Genomic DNA, 16,723 nt, shown 5'->3' with positions numbered 1-16,723 from the left:
GTGACCGACGCCCCGCACCCCTCCGAAAGGCACCACGCCCGTGTTCGTTCCCCTGAGCATCCCGAGCCCGTCGGCCGCCTGGCAGTACTTCGACGTCACCGCCTGGTTGAATTCGACCTTCGGGGCTTCGCTGCCCGGCTCGCTGCGCATCCACGCCTACGCCCTCTGCATCCTCGTCGGCATCGTCGCGGCGGTCGTCATCACGAACCACCGCCTCAACCGGCAGGGGGCCGAGAAGGGCATCGTCATCGACGTGGCCATCTGGGCCGTGGTCTTCGGCATCGCGGGGGGACGCCTCTTCCACGTCATCACCCACCCGGCGGACTACTTCTCGTCGCCCGACCAGTACATCCACGTCCTGTTCGTGTGGGAGGGCGGCCTCGCCATCTACGGAGCTCTCCTGTTGGGCGCCGTGGGCGTCTGGCTCGGCTGCCGCTTCACCGGTCTGCGGTTCACGGTGTTCGCCGACGCCCTCGCCCCCGGACTGCTCGTCGCGCAGGCCTTCGGACGCCTCGGCAACTGGTTCAACCACGAGCTCTTCGGCATGCCGACCGACCTGCCCTGGGGCCTCGAGATCGAGTCGACGAACGCCGCCTTCCCGACCGGCCTGCCCGAGGGCACGCTCTTCCACCCCACGTTCCTGTACGAGATCGTCTGGATGCTCGCCGGGGTCGCGATCCTGTTGCTCCTCGAGAAGAAGGCCCCGATGCAGTGGGGTCGGTCGCTCGCCTTCTACCTGATCTGGTACGGCATCGGCCGCGCCTGGTTCGAGTCGATCCGCACCGATCCCAGCCTCCTGTTCTTCGGCATCCGGACGAACGTCTGGATGAGCTTCTTCGCCGTCGTCCTCGGCATCGTCCTCTTCGTCGTCGCCGCACGTCGTCACACCGGCACCGTTCCCGGCCCCTACGTGCCCGGTCGCGCACCGAGCGAGCGGGCGTCTGCTGTAGACTCCGACGACACGTACACGGAGAACGACGAACCCGAGTTGGTCACCGTCGGCGCATCGGACGACAACACCGATCGCTCACCGCGTCCCTAGGTCGTCCACTCCACGACGACCGCGGGCCCGGCGCCCCACCGTCGTGGCGCCCGATCCTCTCCACCCCATCCCGGTGCGAACGATCCGCCCGCGACACGGTTCTGTGCACTCACCCGCGCCTCGTAAGATCGAGCGCAGTCGGCCCCTCCTGCCGGCGTGCACGCCCACGGTCGCCACGAGCCGACCTCTCCCGCCGAGTCGGGGCCGCCTACAGACCGCGGCCCCGTGAGGCACCTCGGGCCGACGTCGTCCCGCCCCCTGTCGGATCTCTTCGTGAGGACGGATTCCATGGCTCTCACGCCAGCACACCAGCAGTTCAGCACGGTCCCGGAGGCCAGCGGCCTGTACGACCCGCGCAACGAGAAGGACGCCTGCGGCCTCGCCATGGTCGCGACCCTCCGCGGAACCCCTGGCCACGACATCGTCGACACCGCCCTCCGCGCCCTTCGGAACCTTGAGCACCGAGGCGCCGTCGGCTCCGACGCCGGCACCGGCGACGGTGCGGGCATCCTCTGCCAGGTGCCGGACGAGTTCCTCCGCCACGAGGTCGACTTCGACCTGCCGCCGGCAGGTCAGTACGCGGTGGGCATCGCCTACCTGCCTCTCGACGAGCAGGAGCGCTCCGAGCTGAAGACGGGCATCGAGCGCATCGCCGACCTCGAGCACCTCGACGTGCTCGGCTGGCGCGAGGTCCCCGTCCGACCCGAAGAGCTGGGCACTCTCGCGCGGAACGCCATGCCCGCCTTCGAGCAGCTCTTCGTCGCCAGCAGGCACCACGACGCCGACGGCGTCCCGCTCGCCGGAGTCGCGCTGGACCGCCAGGCGTTCCGGCTGCGCAAGCGTGCCGAGCGCAAACTCTCGGCCTACTTCACCTCGCTGGGCAGCCGGACCATGGTCTACAAGGGCATGGTCACCACGTTGCAGCTGGAGCCGTTCTACCCCGACCTGAGCGACGAGCGCTTCGCGTCCAAGCTCGCCATCGTGCACTCTCGCTACTCGACGAACACGTTCCCGTCCTGGCCGCTGGCGCAACCGTTCCGCATGATCGCGCACAACGGCGAAATCAACACGGTGCGGGGCAACCGCAACTGGATGCGCGCCCGTCAGTCCCAGCTCGAGAACGAGCTGATCGGCGACCTCAAGCCCATCCTCCCGATCGTCAGCCCGGGGGCGAGCGACTCGGCGTCGTTCGACGAGGTCGTCGAACTGCTCAGCCTGACCGGCCGGTCGCTGCCGCACGCGGTCATGATGATGGTGCCCGAGGCGTGGGAGAACCAGGTCGACATCGACCCCACCCTGCGCGACTTCTACGAGTACCACTCCATGCTCATGGAGGCGTGGGACGGCCCGGCGGCCATCACGTTCACCGACGGCACGCACGTCGGTGCCACCCTCGACCGGAACGGTCTGCGCCCGGGCCGCTACCTCGTCACCGACGACGGCCTCGTGGTCCTCGCGAGCGAGATCGGCGTCATCGACGTCGATCCCGCCAAGGTGGTCCGCAAGGGTCGGCTCCGCCCCGGCAAGATGTTCCTGGTCGACACCGAGGCCGGGCGCATCATCGAGGACGACGAGATCAAGCGCGATCTCGCCACGGCGGCGCCGTACGGCGAGTGGCTCGCCGAGGGACGCATCCACCTCTCCGAGCTGCCCGAGCGTGAGCACATCGTGCACACCCCCGCGTCGGTCACCCGCCGTCAGCGCACCTTCGGGTACACCGAAGAAGAGGTCCGCATCCTGCTGACCCCGATGGCGAAGACCGGTGCGGAGCCCCTGGGGGCCATGGGAAGCGACACGCCGATCGCCGTCCTGTCGGAGCGCCCGCGCCTCCTGTTCGACTACTTCACGCAGCAGTTCGCCCAGGTGACGAACCCGCCTCTCGACTCGATCCGCGAGTCGGTGGTCACGTCGCTCAAGCTGGGCCTCGGCCCCGAGCGGAACCTGCTCGCCGCGACTCCAGAGCACGCCCGTCAGGTGATCCTGGACTTCCCGGTCATCGACAACGACGAGCTCGCGAAGATCCAGCACATCGACCCGAGCCCCGGGTCCCGCAAGACGTCGACCATCCGTGGGCTCTACCGGGCGGACAAGGGTCCGCGGGCGCTCGAGAAGCGCATCGCCGCCATGTGCAACGAGGTGGACGACGCCATCGAGGCCGGCGCCGAGTTCATCGTGCTCTCCGACCGCGACTCGAACGCCGACTTCGCCCCCGTACCGTCGCTCCTCATGATCGCCGCGGTTCACCATCACCTGATCCGCACCGAGAACCGCATGAAGGTCGGCCTGATCGTCGAGGCCGGCGACGTGCGCGAGGTGCACCACGTGGCCACCCTGATCGGCTACGGCGCGTCCGCGGTCAACCCGTACCTCGCGATGGAGACCTGCGAGAACCTCGTGCGCGCGGGCATGATCACGGGGTTGAGCCCCGAGGACGCCGTGCACAACCTCATCAAGGCGCTCGGCAAGGGTGTGCTGAAGATCATGTCGAAGATGGGCATCTCGACGGTGTCGAGCTACGCCGCGGCACAGGCGTTCGAGGCCGTGGGCCTCAGCCAGGAGTTCGTCGACACCTACTTCACCGGAACCTCGTCGATGCTCGGCGGCGTCGGCATCGACGTCATCGCGGCCGAGAACAAGCAGCGTCACACGAGCGCCTACCCCAGCGACGGCTCCGTCATCGCCCACGAGCGGCTGGCCACGGGCGGCGAGTACCAGTGGCGCCGCGAGGGCCCTCGTCACCTCTTCAACCCCGACACCGTGTTCCGGCTGCAGCACGCCACGCGCACGCGCCGCTACGACATCTTCCGTGAGTACACCAAGCTGGTCGACGACCAGGCCGAGCAGCTGATGACGCTGCGCGGGCTGTTCCGGCTCAAGCACGGCGTGCGGCCGCCCGTACCGCTCGACGAGGTCGAGCCCATCGAGGCGATCGTCAAGCGGTTCTCGACAGGGGCGATGAGCTACGGCTCGATCTCGCAAGAAGCCCACGAAACGCTCGCGATCGCGATGAACCGCCTCGGCGGGAAGTCCAACACCGGCGAGGGCGGTGAGGACGTCGACCGTCTGCTCGACCCCGAGCGCCGCAGTGCCGTCAAGCAGGTGGCCTCCGGCCGGTTCGGCGTCACGAGCATGTACCTGACGCACGCCACCGACATCCAGCTGAAGATGGCGCAGGGCGCCAAGCCCGGCGAGGGCGGTCAGCTGCCGCCGACCAAGGTCTACCCCTGGGTCGCGCGCACCCGCCACGCCACGGCGGGCGTGGGCCTCATCTCGCCGCCGCCGCACCACGACATCTACTCGATCGAAGACCTGAAGCAGCTCATCTTCGACGTCAAGCGTGCCAACCCCAAGGCCCGCGTCCACGTCAAGCTCGTGAGCCAGTCGGGCATCGGTGCCGTCGCGGCGGGGGTCACGAAGGCCCTGGCCGACGTCGTGCTCGTGTCCGGTCACGACGGGGGCACCGGCGCCAGTCCGCTGAACTCGCTGAAGCACGCGGGCACGCCCTGGGAGATCGGCTTGGCCGAGACCCAGCAGACCCTGATGCTGAACGGGATGCGCGACCGTGTCGTCGTGCAGGTCGACGGTCAGATGAAGACCGGTCGCGACGTCCTCATCGCCGCCCTGCTCGGCGGCGAGGAGTTCGGCTTCGCGACGGCGCCGCTCATCGTCGAGGGCTGCATCATGATGAGGGTCTGCCACCTCGACACCTGCCCGGTGGGCGTGGCGACGCAGAACCCCGAGCTCCGTGCCCGGTTCTCGGGCAAGCCCGAGTTCGTCGTCAACTTCTTCGAGTTCCTCGCCCAGGAGGTGCGTGAGTACCTGGCCGCCCTGGGGTTCCGCAGCCTCGACGAGGCCATCGGCCGGACGGACGTCCTCGACGTCGACCGCGCCGTCGACCACTGGAAGGCCTCGGGTCTCGACCTCGCCCCGGTGCTGGTCGGGCCGACCTTCGCCGACGACGAGCCCCGCCGCAACCACACCACGCAGGACCACGGCCTCGACGAGCACTTCGACGTCCAGTTGATCGAGCGCAGCGCCGACGTGCTCGAGAACGGCGGACACGTCGAGATCACCCTGCCCATCCGCAACACCGAGCGCGCGGTCGGCACCATGCTCGGGCACGAGGTCACCCTGCGACACGGCGAGCACGGGCTGCCCGACGGCAGCATCGAGATCAACCTCAGCGGTTCGGCCGGTCAGTCGCTCGGCGCCTTCCTGCCCTCCGGCATCACGCTGCGACTCGAGGGCGACAGCAACGACTACGTGGGCAAGGGCCTCTCCGGCGGCAACGTCGTCGTGCGCCCGCCCCGCGGCAGCGCGTTCGCCGCCGAGGAGAACGTCATCGCCGGCAACGTCATCGGCTACGGTGCCACCCAGGGCAGCATGTTCCTGCGCGGCATCGTGGGGGAGCGCTTCCTGGTCCGCAACTCCGGGGCCAGCGCGGTCGCCGAGGGCGTGGGCGACCACGCGCTCGAGTACATGACGGGCGGCCTCGCCGTCATCCTGGGCGACACGGGCCGCAACCTGGGTGCGGGCATGTCGGGAGGCACGGCCTACGTGCACCGGCTCAAGCCCGAACGGGTCAACGCCGAGGCGCTCGCGTCGGGTGAACTCGAACTCCACCCGCTCGGCAGCGCCGACGTCGAGATCCTCACCGATCTGCTGCAGCGGCACCTGACCGAGACCGGATCGCCCGTGGCCCAGCGCATGCTCGACGACCTCGACGCCATCATGGCGGAGTTCGTCAAGGTGCTGCCCCGCGACTACGCCGCCGTCCTCGCCACCCGGCAGACGGCCGTCGACGAGGGTCTCGACCCCGATGGCGACGAGACATGGAAGAGAATCCTGGAGGTGACCGGTGGCTGACCCCAAAGGCTTCCTGAAGACGCAGTCCCGCGAGCTGCCCAAGCGCCGACCCGTGTCGGTCCGGCTCATGGACTGGAAAGAGGTCTACGAGCAACAAGAGAGCGGTGAACTGCGTCGTCAGGCGGGCCGCTGCATGGACTGTGGTGTTCCGTTCTGCCACCAGGGCTGCCCGCTGGGCAACCTGATCCCCGAGTGGAACGACCTCATGTGGCGCGGCGAGGGCCGTCAGGCCGTCGAGCGATTGCACGCGACCAACAACTTCCCCGAGTTCACGGGTCGTCTCTGCCCCGCGCCGTGCGAGTCCTCCTGCGTGCTGGGGATCAACCAGCCCCCGGTGACGATCAAGCAGGTCGAGGTCTCGATCATCGACCAGGCCTTCGCCAACGGCTGGGTCACCCCGCACCCGCCCGAGCGCCTGACCGGCAAGACCGTCGCGGTGGTTGGTTCGGGCCCCGCCGGACTCGCGGCTGCCCAGCAGCTCACCCGCGCGGGCCACACGGTCGCCGTGTACGAGCGCGAGGACCGCATCGGCGGACTGCTGCGCTACGGCATCCCCGACTTCAAGATGGAGAAGAAGCAACTCGAGCAGCGCATCGCCCAGATGCAGGCCGAGGGCACGCGCTTCCGCGCCCGGGTCGAGATCGGCCGCGACATCGCCTGGGACGACCTCCGGGCCCGCTACGACGCCGTCGTCGTCGCGACGGGGGCCACGGTTCCCCGCGACCTGCCGATCCCGGGGCGCGATCTGTCCGGCATCCACTTCGCCATGGACTACCTCGTGCAGCAGAACAAGGCCGGCGCGGGCGACGCGGTGTCCGACCAGATCACGGCCGAGGGCAAGCACGTCGTCGTCCTGGGGGGCGGGGACACCGGTGCGGACTGCATCGGCACCGCGCACCGTCAGGGTGCTCTCTCGGTGACCAACCTCGCGATCGGCCAACAGCCGCCCGAAGAACGCCCCGAGGCCCAGCCGTGGCCGATGTTCCCCACGCTGTTCGAGGTGTCCAGCGCCCACGAAGAGGGCGGCGAGCGGGTCTACCTGGCCTCGACGGTCGAGTTCCTGACGAACGAGGTCGGAGAGGTGCGGGCCATCCGCGTCGCCGAGACCGAGTACGTCGACGGGCGGCGGGTCCCCAAGGCCGGCACCGAACGCGAGGTCCCCGCCGACCTCGTCCTCCTCGCCCTCGGTTTCACCGGGCCCGAGCGCGACACGATCGAGGAGCAGCTGCGGCTCACCTTCGACGGTCACGGATCCCTCGAGCGCGGTGCCACGTACGAGACCGGCGAGCCCGGCGTCTTCGTGACCGGTGACGCCGGCCGCGGGCAGTCGCTCATCGTCTGGGCGATCGCCGAGGGTCGGGCCACGGCCTCGGCCGTCGACGCCTACCTCGAGGGCGAGACCGTGCTGCCCTTCCCGGTGAAGCCCACCGATCGGTCGATCTCGGTCTGATCCGGCCTTCCGACGGGAATAGGGTGGGAGTCGGGCTGTAGTCGTCCCACCCCCTTTCCCCCCACACGAACGGAACACATGAGACGCGCAAAGATCGTCGCCACCCTCGGGCCGGCGACGTCGAGCTACGACGACATCCGGGCGATCATCGACGCCGGCGTCGACGTCGCCCGCATGAACCTCAGCCACGGCAGCTACGACGTCCACGAGGGCGTCTACGCGAACGTCCGCCAGGCGTCCGCTGACTCGGGCCGCGCCGTCGCGGTCCTCGTCGACCTGCAGGGCCCCAAGATCCGTCTCGGCAAGTTCGCAGACGGCCCCCACGACCTCGAGGTCGGCGACGTCTTCAAGATCACCACCGACGAGATCCTGGGCTCTAGAGAGATCTGCGGCACGACGTTCAAGGGGCTTCCCGACGACGTCAAGGCGGGCGACCCGCTCCTGATCGACGACGGTCGCGTCAAGCTCCGCGTCCTCGAGACCGACGGCACCGTCGTGACGACCGAGGTCGTCGTCGCCGGCACCGTCTCGAACAACAAGGGCATCAACCTCCCGGGCGTGGCGGTCAACGTCCCCGCCCTCTCCGACAAAGACGAGGCCGACCTGCGCTGGGGCCTCCAGCTGGGTGCCGACCTGATCGCCCTCTCGTTCGTGCGGGACGCGGACGACGTCGTGCGCGTGCACGAGATCATGGCAGAAGAGGGCCGCAAGGTCCCCGTCTACGCGAAGATCGAGAAGCCCCAGGCCGTCGACAACCTCGAGGCGATCATCGACGCGTTCGACGGCATCATGGTCGCCCGCGGCGACCTCGGCGTCGAGCTGCCCCTCGAGGCCGTGCCCATCGTGCAGAAGCACGCGGTCGAGCTGTCTCGTCGCATGGCCAAGCCGGTCATCGTCGCCACGCAGATGCTCGAATCGATGATCTCGAGCCCGATCCCCACGCGCGCCGAGACCTCCGACGTCGCCAACGCCGTCCTCGACGGCACCGACGCGGTCATGCTCTCGGGCGAGACGAGCGTCGGTGAGTACCCCGTCATCACGGTGCAGACCATGGCGCGCATCGTCGCCTCCACCGAAGAGCACGGTCTCGAGCGCATCCCCCCGCTGGGTACCCGTCCTCGCACCCAGGGTGGCGCCATCACTCTGGCCGCGGCCGACGTCGCCGAGTTCGTCCAGGCGAAGTTCCTCTGCGTCTTCACCGAGTCGGGTGACTCGGTCCGTCGCATGTCGCGTCTGCGCCACTCGATCCCCATCCTGGCCTTCACTCCCAACGAGGCCATCCGTCGCCGCATGGCGATCAGCTGGGGCGTGCAGTCCTACCTGGTCGAGACCGTCACGCACACCGACGCGATGTTCGCGCAGGTCGACGACATCCTGCTCGGCAACGACCTCGCCGAGTCGGGCGACAAGGTCATCGTGATCGCCGGGTCCCCCCCCGGGATCGCGGGCTCGACCAACGACCTCCGGGTGCACCGTGTGGGCGACGCCCACGGCGAGGCCGCCCCGGCGTACGCGTCGCAGCCCTGACACACCGCGAGATTCCTGGCGAAGCCGGGGCGATCCCACCGGATCGTCCCGGCTTCGTCGTGTCCGCGGGGCGTACGCTCACCGCATGTCCGTGGACGCCCGACACCCCTCGTGCTTCGAGTTCGAGGCCCGCTTGTACGTCGTGCCGTCGTGGAGCGGTCACGGCGTGGCCGAGACTCGACGCAGCCTCGGTCCCGAGATCCAGGAGACGGACCGAGGAGGCGCGAGTCCGGGCCGGTGGGCGGCCCTCGGCGCGCTCGTGGGCGGCTCGTTCCTCGGGGGAGTGGCCGCGACCGTGTGGCGGGTCAACGGCCTCTGGGCTCTGTCGCTGATCTTCGTCGTCGGGGCCGCCGTCGGGGCCGTGCTCGCTGTCGGTACCCGGACCATCTTCCGAGAGGGCGAGGCGGACCCGGCGTCTGAGGTCTCTGCCCCGAGACCGACGGAGGGACGCCTGCCGGCGGTCGAGGTCCCCTGGGACGTGGCCCGTGCCGCTCCCGAGGACTCGACCGGGGACGAACTCGTCCTCTGGTCGACCCTGACCAGCCGATATCGCGAAGCGAGGGAGGCATTGGTCGCCGGTGGAGGCGAGGACGACCGCTTCACGGACCCCGGTGAGGCCGGAGCACGGATCGCCGAGTGGGAGACCGCCTACCGGACGGCGAGCCGGGACTACGAACCGGTGGCGCGCCTCCTCGGCTTCACGTTGCCCTGAGGGCACGAACCCGACGGTCGGGCCCCGCGGGTCGGGGCCGAGGACGGAGAAAGCCCCGACCCGCAGAAGCGGATCGGGGCTCTCGATTCAGTGGCGGGCGAACCCGCCGACTGACGGCGTCACGAGGACGTCACCGAGTCAGATGACGCGGATGTTCTCAGCCTGGAGGCCCTTGTTGCCCTGAGCCGTGTCGAACTCGACCTTCTGGTTCTCTTCCAGGTTGCGGTAGCCGTCGCCGGCGATCGCGGAGAAGTGCGCGAAGACGTCAGTGGTTCCGTCGTCGGGGGTGATGAAGCCGAAGCCCTTTTCGGAGTTGAACCACTTAACGGTGCCTGTTGCCATTTTTCTATTTCCTTCAATCAGGGTTGTCGATCTCGATTTCGAGATCGCTCGTCGCGGTGCCTTTTTGTCCGCTCCCTCTGAGAACGACGCCACCGTCGGAACCCCTCTCGGTGAGAGGAGGCCTTCGGCACGTCGCGAGATACAAATGCGTAACACAACAACCAGTTCCATCAGCGTAGTGCACGGAGGCCCACGGGCACACCCTCTGAGCAGAACTCGTCTCGGCGTGTCGGCCCGATGACCGCACGAGGCAAGGAGATCCACATCTCGTCGGCACGGCCACGACGAGGCTGTCGCTCGTTCGCCTAGGGGGGCTGGTGCCGGATGTGGGACTCGAACCCACACGCCCTCACGGACAGAGCATTTTGAGTGCTCCGCGTCTGCCATTCCGCCAATCCGGCGCACAACAACCAGGTCGACAATACCGTAGGCTTCACGTCGTGAGTGACCAGGAAGCAACCCCAGCAGCACCCCGTCGCGTCGTCGTGGCCGAAGATGAGTCCCTCATCCGCCTCGACATCGTCGAGATCCTCCGCGACAACGGTTTCGAGGTGGTGGGCGAAGCCGGAGACGGCGAGACCGCCGTCGCCCTCGCGACCGAGCTGCGCCCCGACCTCGTCATCATGGACGTCAAGATGCCGCAGCTTGACGGCATCTCCGCCGCCGAGCGGCTCTCGAAGGCGCACATCGCGCCGGTCGTCCTGTTGACCGCGTTCAGCCAGAAAGAGCTCGTCGAGCGGGCGAGCGAGGCCGGTGCTCTCGCATACGTCGTGAAGCCCTTCACGCCCAACGATCTGCTGCCCGCGATCGAGATCGCCCTCTCGAGGTACGCGCAGATCATCACGCTCGAGGCCGAGGTCGCCGACCTGGTCGAACGGTTCGAGACCCGCAAGCTCGTCGACCGTGCGAAGGGCCTGCTGAACGAGAAGATGGGGCTCACCGAGCCCGAGGCCTTCCGGTGGATCCAGAAGGCTTCCATGGACCGCCGTCTGACGATGCACGACGTGGCCCAGGCGATCATCGAACAGCTCAGCGCCAAGAAGTAGTCGTTCGCGACGACAGAAGGCCCGCCCCGACGATCGGGGCGGGCCTTCTCGCGTCGGCGGCCTAGTCTCGGGCGTCCGTGAGGTAGTTGGTGATGCGGACCGTCGACAGGAGGCGGCCGCGGTCGTCGGTCATGACGACCTGGTGCGTGGTCAGGGTGGAGCCGAGGTGCAGGGCCGTGCAGGTGCCCGTCACCCAGCCGGTCGCAGCCGACCGACTGTGACTGGCGTTGAGTTCGATGCCCATGGCGACGCGGCCGGCCCCGGCGTGGACGTTCGCCGCGACCGACCCGAGGGTCTCGGCCAGGACGACGTGCGCGCCACCGTGCAGGATGCCGACCGGCTGCGTATTCCCCTCCACGGGCATCCGACCCACGGCCCGCTCGGCGCTCATCTCGTCGATGACGATGCCCATCTTCTCGGCGAGAGCGCCGACACCCCGACGGCGGAACAGCTCGACGGCGGCGGCGCTCAGGGACGCCTCCGACGAGACGGTCCTCTCGGCGTCGTTCGGGACGGCGGACGGACTGCTCATGGTTCTCCGGGTGATCGGACCGAGGCGCCCGGCGACGGTGTCGGGGGTGCCCGCTAGGCTGACGTGGTGACGGACGACACGAAGCCTACCCTCCTGGTCATCGACGGCCATTCCCTCGCTTTCCGGGCCTTCTACGCCCTCCCGGTCGACAGTTTCGTGAACCGCGAAGGCCAACACACCAACGCCATCCACGGCTTCATCTCGATGCTGCTCAGCCTGCTCAAGGCCGAGAAGCCGACGCATCTGGCCGTCGCGTTCGACATCTCGCGATTCTCCTTCCGCACGCGTGAATATCCCGAGTACAAGGGCACCCGGTCCGAGACCCCTCCCGAGTTCGTCGGCCAGATCCCCCTCCTGCAAGAGGCGCTGCACGCCATGGGCATCACGACCATCACGAAAGAGGACTTCGAGGCCGACGACATCCTCGCGACGCTCGCCACCCGCGGTCGCGACGACGGGTACCGGGTGTTGGTGGTGTCCGGCGACCGCGACGCCATCCAGATGGTCAACGACGACGTCACCCTCCTCTACCCCTCGGCCAGAGGCGTCAGCGAGCTCACCCGATACGACCGCGACAAGGTCTTCGAGCGGTACGGCATCGAGCCCCACCAGTACCCCGAGGTCGCCGCACTGGTCGGCGAGACGAGCGACAACCTCATCGGCATCGACAAGGTGGGGGAGAAGACCGCCGTCAAGTGGATCAACCTCTACGGCGGTCTCGACGAAATCCTCGCGCGGGCAGACGAGATCAAGGGTGTCGTCGGGCAGAAGCTGCGCGAACAGAAAGAGAACGCCGTCCGCAACCGCCGACTGAACCGCCTCGTCACCGACGTCGAGCTCCCGGTGGGCCCCGGCGACCTCGAACGCCGGGGCATCGACGAGGCCGCCGTCCGCGAGCTGTTCGACAAGCTGCAGTTCCGCACCCTGCTCGAGCGCGTCCTGGCCCTGTCGGAATCGACCGACCCGTCTGCCGCCAACTCGGGCGAGCCGGCCGTGACGGCGGCACCCGAGGGCCTCCCGGTCGTCCGCACCCTCATCGACGAAGAACTCGCCTTCTGGCTGAAGAAACACGCGTCCGATCGCGAGAAGCCCGTCGGCCTGACGGTCGAGTACGGCGCGGACGGCATCGTCGGGCTCGGCATCTCGTCCCTCGACGAGTCGGCGTACGTACCCTGGGCCGCGGGTCGCGGAGACTACGTCGCGCTCGAGGCCTGGCTCGACGACGCCACGCCCAAGGTGGTCCACGACGCGAAGCGGGCTTACAAGGCCCTCTCCCGCGCAGGCCTGACCTTGACGGGCATCGTCGGCGACCCCCGGGTCGCCGCCTGGCTGCTGCGCCCGGGCCGCACCTCCTTCGCGCTCTCCGACCTCGTCTACGAACAGCTGGGCGAGACCCTGCCCGTCGGCGACCCCAACCAGCTCGTGTCGGGCGACGACGACGTCAACGTGGCCTCCGAGGCCTGGTACGTCCTCCGACTGTCCGATTCGCTGGTGAGAGCCCTCGACGAAGGCTCACGACGGGTGCTCACCGAGATCGAGCTTCCGCTCGTCCCGGTGCTCGGCGACATGGAGCTCACGGGTGTCGCCGCCGACCGCGACACGCTCAAGGCGCTCTCGCTGCGGTTGGGCGAGCAGGCCGGCGAGTTGGCGTCGGCCGCCTTCGCCGAGATCGGACGAGAGGTCAACCTCGGCTCGCCCAAGCAACTCCAAGAGGTGCTCTTCGAGCAACTCGAGATGCCCAAGACCCGGGCGACCAAGACGGGCTACTCGACCGACGCCGCCTCCCTGGCCGATCTCCAGGAGAAGCACCCTCACCCCTTCCTCGACCTGTTGTTGAAGCATCGCGATGCGACGAAGCTGCGCCAGATCATCGAGACCCTCGAGAAGTCGATAGCCGACGACTCCCGCATCCACACGACCTACGACCAGACGGGCACGACGACCGGGCGCATCTCGTCCGTCGACCCCAACCTCCAGAACATCCCGGTCAAGGCCGCCGTCGGTCGCGAGATCCGCGCGGCGTTCGTGCACGGCCCCGACTACGAGACGCTCCTCACGGCCGACTACTCGCAGATCGAGATGCGCATCATGGCGCACCTCTCAGGTGACGAGGGGCTGATCCAGGCGTTCAACGAGGGCGAAGACCTGCACCGCTTCGTCGGTGCCCGCATCTTCGGGGTGGAACCCGCCGACGTCACCCCTGCCATGCGCACCAAGGTCAAGGCCATGTCCTACGGCCTCGCCTACGGTCTCAGCGCCTTCGGCCTGTCGAAGCAGCTGCGCGTCGAGACGGCCGAGGCCCGCCAGCTCATGACCGACTACTTCGCCCGGTTCGGTGCCGTGCGCGAGTACCTCCGCAACGTCGTCGAGCAGGCAAGGGAAGACGGTTACACCGAGACCATCTACGGTCGTCGCCGCCCCTTCGCCGACCTCAAGTCCCCGAACCGCGTCCTGCGCGAGAACGCCGAGCGGGCCGCGTTGAACGCGCCCATCCAGGGCTCGGCGGCCGACATCATGAAGATCGCCATGCTCGGCGTCCGATCCGAACTCGACGAGCGCGAGATGGGCTCGCGGGTGCTGCTCCAGGTGCACGACGAACTCATCGTCGAAGTCGCACCGGGCGAGGTCGACGACGTGCGCGAGATCGTCCGCCGTCGCATGAGCGGCGCTGCCGACCTGCGCGTGCCGCTCGACGTCAGCGTGGGCCTCGGCGAGAGCTGGGACGCAGCCGCCCACTGAGCCCACGACTCGGAGGCCCCGTGCCGACGCTCACCCGGGCGCGGGCCCGGGCCCGGCCCGCGCTCGAGCGGCGACGGATGCCGCCGGGTCGGATACTTCTGCAGTTCCGAACCCGCGCCTCCTCGTCCCTGGCAGGCACACACCTGGGCCCGGATGCCTCGCTCGGGCACCCGATGCCCACTCATCGGGCATCTCTCTGCCCATCGGGCAGCGAAACGCCTCGGACCCGGGCACAAACGGACACGACACGCGGCACAGACTTGACCGGGCCACACAAACGGACTTATATAAGCGCAGATCAACAGCAGTTGAACTCCTTCCGCACTTCCGCACCACCGGTCAGCCCTCGAGGCGACCGTGCAGTCCGACGACGAGGTCTCCCATGTACGCACCGGAGCGTCACCAGCAGATCCTCGACACCGCCCTGTCCCGGGGCCGGGTCGAGGTCGCCGGTCTCGCGCGAGAGCTCTCCGTCGCGCCCGAGACCGTGCGCCGTGACTTGACTGCCCTCGAGCGCCGGGGCGTCCTGCGCCGCGTGCACGGGGGCGCCATCGCCATGGAGCGGCTCGGCATCGAGCCCCCCGTGGTCGACCGCGAGGGGACGGCCGCGTCCGAGAAGGAGCGCATCGCCCGCGCAGCTCTCGACGAACTGCCCGACGGCGGCTCCATCATCGTCGACGCCGGCACCTCGACCATCCGCCTCGCCGAACTGCTGCCCCTCGACCGCGAGCTGACCGTGGTCACGCACTCCCTCGCCGTCGCCACCATCCTGATCAGCCGACCGAACGTCACGCTGCACCTGCTCGGCGGTCTCATCCGCACCCGCACGTACTCGGCCGTGGGGGACTGGACGCGGGCGCAGATCGCCGACGTCTTCGCCGACGTCGCGTTCATCGGCACGAACGGCGTGTCGGTGGAGCGCGGCATCAGCACCCCCGATCTGGCGGAGGCGCGGGTCAAGCGCGCGCTCATCGCCGCGTCGCGACGCACCGTCGTCCTCGCCGACCACACCAAGTTCGGTCGCGAGGACTTCGCCAAGGTCGCGCCGCTCACCGACGTCGACACCGTCATCACCGACTCCGGCGTTGACGCCGAGCTGGCCGACGACGTCGAGCAGGCCGGCCCCCGGGTCGTGATCGCATGACGCGAATCCGACCGGCCACCCTCGTACCACCCCGACGCACCACAGCACCCCACACCACCTCCACCACCCCACATCCCTCTCGTCGCTGAGAGCAACAAGGAGAAGTCCTCACCATGTCCGAATTCACCCCCACCGTCACCGGTACGGGAGCCCGAGCGCGCGTCCAGCGCTTCGGTGGCTTCCTGGCCGGCATGATCATGCCGAACATCGGCGCCTTCATCGCCTGGGGCCTCATCACGGCCCTCTTCATCCAGACCGGTTGGACGCCGGTTCCCCAGCTCGGCGGATTCGGCGAGATGTCGGACGGCACGCCGTGGCCCGGTCTCGTCGGCCCGATCATCAAGTACCTCCTGCCGATCCTGATCGCCTACACGGGTGGTCGCATGGTCCACGGTCAGCGCGGTGCCGTCATCGGTGCCGTCGCCGTCATGGGCGTCATCGTCGCCACCGACGTGCCGCAGTTCCTCGGCGCGATGATCGTCGGCCCGCTCGCCGCCTGGGTCCTGAAGCAGTTCGACAAGCTCGTCGACGGCCGCATCAAGTCCGGCTTCGAGATGCTCGTCAACAACTTCTCGCTCGGCATCATCGGTGGCGCCATGGGCGTCCTGGCCTTCTTCGGCCTCGCCCCCGTCACCACGGCGATCACGAACGTCTTCGGTGGCGCCGTCGGGTTCCTCGTCGACCGCGGCCTGCTGCCCCTGGCGTCGATCATCATCGAGCCCGCCAAGGTGCTGTTCCTCAACAACGCCATCAACCAGGGCATCCTGACCCCGCTCGGTGGCACGCAGGTGCAAGAGGCCGGCAAGTCGATCCTCTTCATGCTCGAGTCGAACCCCGGCCCGGGCCTCGGCATCCTCCTCGCGTACCTCTTCTTCGGTCCGCGCGCCATCCGCCCCTCGGCCCCGGCCGCGATCATCGTCCACTTCTTCGGCGGCATCCACGAGATCTACTTCCCGTACGTGCTCATGAAGCCGATCCTGCTCGTCGCCGCCGTCCTCGGTGGCGCGACCGGCATCGCGACCTTCGCGCTCTTCAACGTCGGCCTCGTCGGTCCCGCCTCGCCCGGCAGCATCATCGCCTACACGCTCGTCGCCGCCCGCGGGGACCTTCTCCCGATCTACCTGGGTATCCTGCTCTCGGCGGCCGTCTCGTTCGTCGTCTCGTCCCTCCTGATGGGCTTCGGCCGCAAGGAGAACCGCGAGGCCCGTGCCGAGGACGCCGCCGCGCAGGAGCAGGCTCTCGCCGACGCCCAGGCCGCCACCGCGGCCAACAAGGCCACCAGCAAGGGCACCGCGGCACCCACCGCCTAGCCCGCCCGCACCA

The 16,723-nt window shown here is 68.8% G+C and carries 11 protein-coding genes and 1 tRNA gene; 9 read left to right on the top strand and 3 right to left on the bottom strand.

What is annotated here, in order from left to right:
* Positions 1–40: 40 nt before the first annotated feature.
* The 5 genes from lgt to AC1MBW_RS14260 all read left to right on the top strand — a co-directional run bounded on the left by lgt (position 41) and on the right by AC1MBW_RS14260 (position 9,597).
* Positions 41–1,042, top strand: coding sequence for a prolipoprotein diacylglyceryl transferase (gene lgt, locus AC1MBW_RS14280; RefSeq protein WP_480024880.1), 1,002 nt, complete (start codon positions 41–43; stop codon positions 1,040–1,042).
* A gap of 288 nt (positions 1,043–1,330) precedes the next feature.
* Complete coding sequence (gltB, locus tag AC1MBW_RS14275; protein ID WP_480024879.1) at positions 1,331–5,908, top strand: glutamate synthase large subunit; 4,578 nt, start codon at positions 1,331–1,333, stop codon at positions 5,906–5,908.
* Positions 5,901–7,358 carry a glutamate synthase subunit beta gene (locus AC1MBW_RS14270; protein ID WP_480024878.1) on the top strand — a complete coding sequence of 486 codons (1,458 nt, stop codon included), beginning with the start codon at positions 5,901–5,903 and terminating at the stop codon, positions 7,356–7,358. Before gltB ends, AC1MBW_RS14270 begins: the two co-directional genes overlap by 8 nt.
* A 78-nt stretch (positions 7,359–7,436) precedes the next feature.
* On the top strand, positions 7,437–8,885 hold the full coding sequence (gene pyk / locus AC1MBW_RS14265) for a pyruvate kinase (RefSeq protein ID WP_054146074.1): 1,449 nt from the start codon (positions 7,437–7,439) through the stop codon (positions 8,883–8,885).
* A gap of 85 nt (positions 8,886–8,970) precedes the next feature.
* A complete protein-coding gene (locus tag AC1MBW_RS14260; RefSeq protein WP_480024877.1) occupies positions 8,971–9,597 on the top strand; it encodes a hypothetical protein in 627 nt (208 codons plus the stop codon).
* Positions 9,598–9,735: 138 nt separating this feature from the next.
* Here AC1MBW_RS14260 and AC1MBW_RS14255 read toward each other — a convergent pair whose 3' ends face one another.
* Together AC1MBW_RS14255 and AC1MBW_RS14250 are read right to left on the bottom strand one after the other, a co-directional pair.
* On the bottom strand, positions 9,736–9,939 hold the full coding sequence (locus AC1MBW_RS14255) for a cold-shock protein (RefSeq protein ID WP_043592793.1): 204 nt from the start codon (positions 9,937–9,939) through the stop codon (positions 9,736–9,738).
* 315 nt (positions 9,940–10,254) lie between these two features.
* Positions 10,255–10,340: transfer RNA gene (locus AC1MBW_RS14250), tRNA-Leu, on the bottom strand.
* Positions 10,341–10,379: 39 nt separating this feature from the next.
* Between AC1MBW_RS14250 and AC1MBW_RS14245 the strand changes: the two genes are divergently transcribed.
* Positions 10,380–10,985 carry an ANTAR domain-containing response regulator gene (locus tag AC1MBW_RS14245; RefSeq protein ID WP_043592796.1) on the top strand — a complete coding sequence of 202 codons (606 nt, stop codon included), beginning with the start codon at positions 10,380–10,382 and terminating at the stop codon, positions 10,983–10,985.
* 61 nt (positions 10,986–11,046) lie between these two features.
* On the opposite strand, the gene AC1MBW_RS14240 is transcribed toward AC1MBW_RS14245, so the two are convergent.
* Complete coding sequence (locus tag AC1MBW_RS14240; protein WP_235451023.1) at positions 11,047–11,397, bottom strand: PaaI family thioesterase; 351 nt, start codon at positions 11,395–11,397, stop codon at positions 11,047–11,049.
* A gap of 186 nt (positions 11,398–11,583) precedes the next feature.
* Between AC1MBW_RS14240 and polA the strand changes: the two genes are divergently transcribed.
* The 3 genes from polA to AC1MBW_RS14225 all read left to right on the top strand — a co-directional run bounded on the left by polA (position 11,584) and on the right by AC1MBW_RS14225 (position 16,710).
* Positions 11,584–14,256, top strand: a complete 2,673-nt coding sequence (gene polA / locus AC1MBW_RS14235) for a DNA polymerase I (RefSeq protein WP_480024876.1) — start codon at positions 11,584–11,586, stop codon at positions 14,254–14,256.
* 382 nt (positions 14,257–14,638) lie between these two features.
* On the top strand, positions 14,639–15,400 hold the full coding sequence (locus AC1MBW_RS14230; protein WP_054146076.1) for a DeoR/GlpR family DNA-binding transcription regulator: 762 nt from the start codon (positions 14,639–14,641) through the stop codon (positions 15,398–15,400).
* A 113-nt stretch (positions 15,401–15,513) separates the two neighbouring features.
* The gene (locus tag AC1MBW_RS14225) at positions 15,514–16,710 is read left to right on the top strand and encodes a PTS transporter subunit EIIC (RefSeq protein ID WP_054146077.1); all 1,197 of its coding nucleotides are present in this window, start codon (positions 15,514–15,516) and stop codon (positions 16,708–16,710) included.
* Positions 16,711–16,723 lie beyond the last annotated feature (13 nt).

The sequence above is a fragment of the Frigoribacterium sp. AP1 genome (genome assembly GCF_056680555.1).
This window is presented reverse-complemented; position numbering and strand designations above follow the sequence as displayed.

What these genes read in the sequence shown, in the direction of transcription:
- gltB (WP_480024879.1), top strand. Translation starts at nt 1,331, where the DNA reads ATGGCTCTCACGCCAGCACACCAGCAGTTCAGCACGGTCCCGGAGGCC.
- pyk (WP_054146074.1), top strand. Translation starts at nt 7,437, where the DNA reads ATGAGACGCGCAAAGATCGTCGCCACCCTCGGGCCGGCGACGTCGAGC.
- AC1MBW_RS14260 (WP_480024877.1), top strand. Translation starts at nt 8,971, where the DNA reads ATGTCCGTGGACGCCCGACACCCCTCGTGCTTCGAGTTCGAGGCCCGC.
- AC1MBW_RS14255 (WP_043592793.1), bottom strand. Translation starts at nt 9,939, where the DNA reads ATGGCAACAGGCACCGTTAAGTGGTTCAACTCCGAAAAGGGCTTCGGC.
- AC1MBW_RS14240 (WP_235451023.1), bottom strand. Translation starts at nt 11,397, where the DNA reads ATGGGCATCGTCATCGACGAGATGAGCGCCGAGCGGGCCGTGGGTCGG.
- AC1MBW_RS14230 (WP_054146076.1), top strand. Translation starts at nt 14,639, where the DNA reads ATGTACGCACCGGAGCGTCACCAGCAGATCCTCGACACCGCCCTGTCC.
- AC1MBW_RS14225 (WP_054146077.1), top strand. Translation starts at nt 15,514, where the DNA reads ATGTCCGAATTCACCCCCACCGTCACCGGTACGGGAGCCCGAGCGCGC.